This window comes from Candidatus Thermoplasmatota archaeon (assembly GCA_018814355.1).
In the GTDB taxonomy this organism is placed as follows: domain Archaea; phylum Thermoplasmatota; class Thermoplasmata; order UBA10834; family UBA10834; genus COMBO-56-21.
In genome coordinates this window covers 1-6,971 of sequence record JAHIZT010000036.1, presented here as the reverse complement: position 1 = coordinate 6,971, position 6,971 = coordinate 1, and the positions used below count along the sequence as shown (strand labels likewise).

Genomic DNA, 6,971 nt, shown 5'->3' with positions numbered 1-6,971 from the left:
CGGTTCCACCGGAGTACACCAGCCAGATGTGCTCTCGATGCGGGGATCTCGGGATAAGGAAGGGGCACTCGTTCCGATGCCCCGTCTGCGGCTACTCGCTCAATGCCGACCTCAACGCGGCAAGGAACATCGCCAGCCTCGGCAACGCCTTGGTTGGCAGGCCCACCGTCAACGGGCCGATCGTAGCGACCGGTGACGCGGAGCATCGAACCTCCGTCGAGGTCAGTTACAAGCCACCCATTTCAATGGGTGGTAGTTGACCTCGAAAAAGTATCTGTGAACCCAGGTCAGACGTCTTCGTCGCCCTCTCGCCAGTCTAGGCCAGGTGTTCTGAATCCGAGTTTGACAACGGGTGGGGATTTGCGCTTGTGCGATGTCGATCTGACCATGCGGGCGATCCTTGAGACCTCCTTGACGGTCGTTCCCGCTCTTGCGGCAATCTCCTTATCTGTTAGGCCCAGCTCTATTCCCAGGAGTATTGCATCCAGACGCTCGTATTTGATGCCTATCTCACCCTCGTCCGTCTGACCCTTCCAGAGGCCTGCTGATGGCACCTTCCGAATGATCCTGTCCGGGATCTCCATCCTCCTTGCCAGCTCTCTTACCTCCATCTTGTAGAGATCTCCGATGGGTTCGAGATCAGCAGCGCCGTCCCCGTACTTGGTGAAATAGCCGACCAACATTTCGCTCTTGTTGCTCGTGCCCACCACGAGCAGCCGGTCAGTGTTCGCGTAGTGGTAGAGCACGATCATCCTGCATCTGGCCTTGATGTTCGCCAGAGATACTCTGTCGACCTTGCCCTTAATCGCTTTGACGCAGGCCGCGACGGTGCCTGTGATGTCGATGACCTTGTATTTCACACCCTCGAGCTCACACAAGTCCTTCCCGTCCTCGAGGTCCTCCTTGGGGGAATCCTTCTCGGGCATCATGAGCGCGAGCACTTTGTCTTTGCCCACAGCGCGCACACATAATCTCAGGACCACAGCAGAATCGATACCACCGCTGACTCCGAGGACGAAACCCCTGGCCCCTGCCTTCCTGAGCTTCTCCGCCAGGAACTTCTCGACGACCTGTTCTGTGCCATCCTTCAGCCTTGGAAGAATCATCGTGCTGGAATGCCACGGTCCGGATATATCGCTTATGGTGGGAGCCTGCGACCAAGCCAGGGACAATGCTAATCTAGCGGCAGGACTTATCATTGTTCACATGTCCAAGCTCGTCGTCACACTAGCCCAGGTCACTTGTCAGCTCCACGATAAGGAGAGCAACCTGAAGAGGATGAGGGACATCGTCAGGAAGACTAAGGGCAAGATTGTCATATTCCCCGAGCTAAACCTGACGGGGTACATGCCTCGGGACGACCTTCTCAGGCACGCAGAGACGATCGTGAGCCCGATGGTCAGAGGCGTCGTCCGACTCGCCAAGGAAACCAAGAAGGACATAGTCTTCGGCGTTCCCATGATGGATGAGCGGGTACCGGGTCTGGTCTACAACTCGTGCCTGCTCGCGACTGGGACAGGTCGTTTGTTCAGATATGACAAGATGTACCTCCCAAGCTTCGGACCGTTTGAGGAGAAGGTGTTCTTCGCGGAGGGCAAGGAAGCCGTGGTTGCGGCCGGGAAGCATGCGAAGATTGGGCTCATGATATGCTATGACATGTTCTTCCCAGAGCTTGCCAAACTCGAGACGCTCCTCGGTGCCCAGATACTCGTCAACATATCCGCTGCGCCCACAACATCGAGGTCATCCTTCCGGAGGGTCATGCCCGGCAGAGCAGTCGAGAACGCAATCTTCGTCGCATACTGCAATATGGTGGGCGTTCACGGCAGTCTGGTCTTCGGCGGAGGCAGCACGCTCTTCGGGCCGAGAGGAGAGGAGCTGGCTAGAGGTAAAGACCTGGATGAGGACATTGTCGAAGCAGAAATCGATCTTGGAGAGATAGACATCGCCCGCAAGTTCAGGCCCACTGTCCGGGACACAAGGGTGGAGATTCTTGACGAGATACGATCCTTGCTGAGAACCGGCAAGAGGTCTTGACGACAAACACCTGGCCGGACTCGCTATTCTTAAATATAGACATCCGTCTGAAGGTAGCAAAGCTGAGGTGGCCCAGCTCGGTAAGGCGCGAGCCTGGAATCATTGTTGACGACGCCAGCGAGCTCGTGGCGCTTTGGCGCCTCGGGAGTTCAAATCTCCCCCTCAGCGCTTCATGTGACATACTGCCTAAATACCTTACAGCTCATTTCCTATCGAAACCCCGAGGATTCTGAAGGAGAAGAAGATGATAAGGGTCCTGCACGTTGACGATGAAGTCAGTTTCCTCGATCTGTCCAGCTTTTTTCTGAAAAGGGAAGGGGATTTTGAAGTTGACACGGCAGCCAACGCTGAGTCCGCGCTTGAGAAGATGCAGTCTCAGGACTACGACGCAGTGGTCGCAGACTACAGCCTTCCTGGCATGGACGGTATAGAGATGCTCAAGATCGTCAGGGCGAAGGGTCTGCAGATCCCTTTCATTTTGTTCACGGGCAAAGGAGGTGAAGAGGCGGCTGTCGAGGCTCTGAACCACGGCGCGGACTTCTACCTCCGGAAGGGCTCCAGTCCTCAAATCCAATTCACGGAACTGGCGAACCTGATAAGGAAGTCAGTGAGGAGCACTCGCTCGGATCAGGCCGCCCGTGAGGGAGATAGATTCATATCAAGCGTTTTCTCAAGCATCCAGGACGGCATAAGCGTTCTCGACAAGGATCTCAATATAGTACGAGTCAACCCAGCAATGGAGGATTGGTATTCGCACAAGATGCCTCTGGTCGGCAAGAAATGTTATGATGCTTATCACGGTCGACAAGCGCACTGTGAAGTTTGTCCGAGCCTCGAGACCATCGAGAACGAGAGGCCCGCGTACGAAGTCGTGCCGAAGATCGGTGCCAAAGGGGAGGTCGTAGGCTGGCTCGACCTGTACGCCTTCCCGATGAGGGACAGCAAGACGGGCGAACTGTCGGGAGTCATAGAATACGTTCGTGACATAACCGACCGCAGGAAGGCGGAACTGGAGCTTCACAGTGCACTTGAGAGATACAAGGAGCTTCAGGGGATCATAGACAAAGGACCCGTCATCCTGGTCATCTGGCGTCCGGAGCCGGGCGGGCCGGTTTCATTCATATCTGACGGTATCGCGCAGTTCGGCTACAGACGAGAAGATTTCGTTTCTACATTTGTTTACGACGACATCATCCACAAAGAGGACCTCGAGCGCGAAAGGGAGGAGTTCAGGGATTTCGTCAAAAAAGGAGTAAATGATTTCGTCCAAGAATATCGAATCGCCACCAAATCTGGCGAAGTGCGTTGGGTCGAGGACCATACCTACGTGCGAAGAGACCACGACGGCAATCCCGTGGGCTACGAAGGCATCGTCATCGACGTGAGTGCTCGAAAGCTCGCTCAACAAAAGTCGGAGGAACTCGCATCGAAATTGCAGGCAATCGTTGGAGCCTTCCCGGATCTCTATTTCCATGTCGATGCTGGTGGAAGGGTGCTTGACTACAATGCTGGGCGCGTTGCAGACCTCTACGTCCCTCCTGAGGAGTTCCTGGGAAAACGACTGCAGGACGTCCTACCTCCTGATGTCGGGAAGATGTACGGAGATACAATCGACGAAGCAGTGAAGACAGGAAGAGTCTTGGCTCGGGAGTACTCACTCGAGATAGAGGGTGAGACCCGATTCTTTGAGGCAAGGCTCATTCCGATCCCGAAAGAGCATGCTCTCATCGTAGTGCGAAACATAACTGCTAGCAAAGTGGCGGAGGAGGCGTTGCGCAAGAGCGAGGAGAAGTATCGGCAGCTTGTCGAACTAGCCCAGGAAGGCATATTGATGACCGACGCGGAAGCGGTAGTCCGTTTCGCGAATCCGAGGATGGCCGAGATGATAGGCATTTCTGTCGACGAGATGGTCGGCAAATCACTGTTCCAGTTCATGGATGAACAAGCGGCTGAGCTGTCAAGGCGCAAAATCGAAGACATAAAACGGGGCCTCTTCGATAGGTATGAGCTCGATTTCCTCAGAAAGGATGGGACCTTGCTACACGCTAACGTAGGAGTGACGCCTATCAAGGACAAAGCCGGTCGGTATTCGGGGGCTCTTGGGGTTGTAACTGACATAAGTGATCGCAAGAGACACGAGGCCGTTCTGGAGGTGGCTAACCGGAAGCTGAACCTTCTGAATCATGTCACCAGACACGACGCTCTGAACCAGCTCTCGGTATTGATTGGATGGCTTCAGCTCGCCCAAGAGACCGCCTCAGAGCCTCCGGTGCAGGAATATCTCAAGAAGATATGGAATGCTGCGGAGATAATGAGAAAGCAATTGGATTTCACAGGCGACTACCAGAAGATGGGAGTCGCGAAACCAGAGTGGATCGACGTCAAGACCGCTGTCTTGAACGGTATCTCAGGATTAAGCCCTAGCAATATCTCCAAGTCGGTCCAAGTTGAAGGGCTTGAGGTCCTCGCGGACCTCATGTTCGAGAAGGTCTTCAACAACCTTGTGGACAATTCACTCAGGCACGGCGGCAAAGTCACGAAGATCGGGATTCGATATGAGGAATCGGATGATAGGCTTTCAATAGTCTACGAAGACGATGGTGTGGGTATCCCCACAGAAGAAAAGGAGAAGCTGTTCCAGCGAGGAAGAGGGAAGCATTCTGGCTATGGTCTCTTCATGGTGAAGGAGATTCTGGGCATCACAGGCATAACCATCACCGAGACCGGCAAGCCGGGAAAGGGTGCACGATTCGTGATATCGATACCCCGCGGCGCATACAGGATTTCCAAGGAGTAAGCGTTAATAGTCCGGCTGTCTTCTCAAACCAGGCTCGGGGAAAGCAATGGCCGCTAAATCTGGGACAAGCTCGCTACTCACCGCAATCACACGCGAGTCGATCATCGAGGCCGAGATGTCCTGGGTCGCTAGCATGGTCCTTTTCTTCTCGACGGTGTACACTGTCTTGAAGCTGGATGTCCTCTGGGTGGCCTTCGGCATTGCGGCGATCTCGCTATACGTGCTGCCGATCATATCGACGAGAAATCCGTTCCGGGCGCTTCCGTGGGAGATGACCCTTCTCCTCGCGGCCCCACTGTTGCTTCATATTTCGAGTGGCTCCAGGATAATGCTGGAGAACTTCGGGTGGTGGAGGCATTTCACGGACCTAGCATTTGCGTTTTCCCTCGCAACCATCGGCTTCCTGCTCACGGTGGAATTGGGGATGTACACAGATGTGAGAATGAACAGGCCCTTTGCCATATTCTTCGTCGTCATGTTCACCCTGGGGATATCAGGCCTATGGCAGGTGGGTGAGTACGTCGGCGATGTCGTCAACGGGACTCATAACCTCACTAGCAACAGGCAGGTGATGATGAGCTTCGTGTGGGTCCTCGTTGGCGGGATGCTGATGGGCCTTGTCTACGACTTCTATCTCAAGGCTATGTCTGAGGACCGGAAGCGCACCCTGGGGTTCATACATTTGTGGGAGGTGCCAAAGTGGAAGAAAGACTGAGATTCCTCTCAAGGGCCATGCAGGCAGGCACGGTTGCCGTAGCCATTGCGGGCATAGTCACGGGCAACCTGACCTGGGTGCCCGCGGCCGTGGTGGCGTTGTTCATCAGCTTCATCCCATCCATCTTGAGGCGCGACCTGAAGATCACTCTACCGATCGAACTGAACTTCTGGATAGTGCTTGCACTGTTCCTTCACGTCGTGGGAGGGTTCTCGGGGTTCTACAACACGATACCTGGCTGGGACCATCTGACGCATATGATGTCTGCCTCCCTGATCGGCGCGCTCGGATTCGTTACGGTCGTGATCGTTGACAAGTACGTCGAAAGCATCCATCTGCCCAGGCCATTCCTAGCCTTCTTCATACTCATGTTCACCATGGCCATGGGGGTGCTTTGGGAGGTCATGGAGTTCGCCGACGACTCGCTGGCCCATACAACCCACCAATATGGTCTTACTGACACCATGATCGACCTGCTTTTCGATGGTTTCGCAGGATTCATCGTTGCAGTCCTGGGCGTCCAGTATCTGCTCAGAGCGTCTGCCGACCACTTCGTAGATTCGCTCCATGTGGACGAAGCGAAGGACAAAATTGTTGACTACCTTCAGAAGAGGAGGGATTCGGTTTGATATGCCATCACCGCAGCTCTTGCTTCAGCTTTGCCTCTGCCTGTGCTAGGTCCTCTGGAGTGTTCAAGTTCCAGAAGCTCTCGAGTCTTGGGTCTAGCTCTCTCAACATGTCCTCTGGCACAGGCATCATGACCAGTCCTTCATAGGCATCTGCCGGCCTCCGCTTTCCCGTGCTGACTGCAATCTCAAAGGCCTCCAGGGCATTAGTCCGTCTGTACACTGCGTGGAGAGGTTCCTGGTATCCTCTGACGATGGGGACGGCGCCGTCCCTCTCTTTTGCGTATGATGCAATGATCTTGCACACGCCAGTCTTCAAGAAGGGCGTGTCGCAGGGGCTGAATAAGACATAATCGCCATTTGCCGCGGACAGCGCGGTTATCAGCCCTTCTAGAGGACCAAGATCTGGTTCCTTGTCTTCCGCGATGACGAGATCGCCGCCGAGGACATCGGTGTATTCGGCCGATTTGCCAGCGGCCACAGCCACAACTATCTCGTCCACAATCTCGGCCATAGCCGTCGCCACGTGGTTGACGAGCGGTCTCCCGCCGAGCCGGATCATGCCCTTGTCCTGCCCCATCCGGGAGCTCCGCCCTCCGGATAGGATTGCGCCAGATAGCATCTGAAGGGGGCAACAAACTTGCGGATAATCAAGTTATCTGGCTGGTGGAGTCAGTCGGGGTGTAAGCTCGTTCATGAGAAAGCCAAAAGGGTTATAACGAACCAGATTCTTCGCAAAGACGGCGGTGTCAAGATGTCCAAGATAACGATGACCCAGGGTGCGGGCGGAGAGCGG

The 6,971-nt window shown here is 54.9% G+C and carries 7 protein-coding genes and 1 tRNA gene; 6 read left to right on the top strand and 2 right to left on the bottom strand.

Annotation, left to right across the window (positions count from 1 at the left end):
- The coding region (locus KJ653_01935) for a transposase (GenBank protein MBU0684596.1) at positions 1–260 on the top strand (260 nt) is incomplete at its 5' end.
- Between the two features lie 27 nt (positions 261–287).
- Here KJ653_01935 and KJ653_01930 read toward each other — a convergent pair.
- Entirely contained in the window at positions 288–1,106 is an 819-nt protein-coding gene (locus KJ653_01930) for an NAD+ synthase (protein MBU0684595.1), read from the bottom strand.
- A 100-nt stretch (positions 1,107–1,206) separates the two neighbouring features.
- Between KJ653_01930 and KJ653_01925 the strand changes: the two genes are divergently transcribed.
- The 5 genes from KJ653_01925 (at position 1,207) to KJ653_01905 (ending at position 6,178) form a co-directional block, all read left to right on the top strand.
- Complete coding sequence (locus KJ653_01925; protein MBU0684594.1) at positions 1,207–2,037, top strand: carbon-nitrogen hydrolase family protein; 831 nt, start codon at positions 1,207–1,209, stop codon at positions 2,035–2,037.
- Between the two features lie 61 nt (positions 2,038–2,098).
- A tRNA-Ser gene (locus tag KJ653_01920) sits at positions 2,099–2,205 on the top strand.
- Positions 2,206–2,281: 76 nt separating this feature from the next.
- Positions 2,282–4,834, top strand: a complete 2,553-nt coding sequence (locus KJ653_01915) for a PAS domain S-box protein (protein MBU0684593.1) — start codon at positions 2,282–2,284, stop codon at positions 4,832–4,834.
- A gap of 46 nt (positions 4,835–4,880) precedes the next feature.
- Positions 4,881–5,549, top strand: coding sequence for a hypothetical protein (locus KJ653_01910; protein ID MBU0684592.1), 669 nt, complete (start codon positions 4,881–4,883; stop codon positions 5,547–5,549).
- The gene (locus KJ653_01905) at positions 5,534–6,178 is read left to right on the top strand and encodes a hypothetical protein (GenBank protein MBU0684591.1); all 645 of its coding nucleotides are present in this window, start codon (positions 5,534–5,536) and stop codon (positions 6,176–6,178) included. The genes KJ653_01910 and KJ653_01905 overlap by 16 nt, the downstream gene beginning before the upstream one ends.
- Before the next feature lie 7 nt (positions 6,179–6,185).
- Here the strand turns inward: KJ653_01905 and KJ653_01900 are convergent, their stop codons facing one another.
- Complete coding sequence (locus KJ653_01900) at positions 6,186–6,755, bottom strand: molybdenum cofactor guanylyltransferase (GenBank protein MBU0684590.1); 570 nt, start codon at positions 6,753–6,755, stop codon at positions 6,186–6,188.
- Between the last annotated feature and the right edge of the window lie 216 nt (positions 6,756–6,971).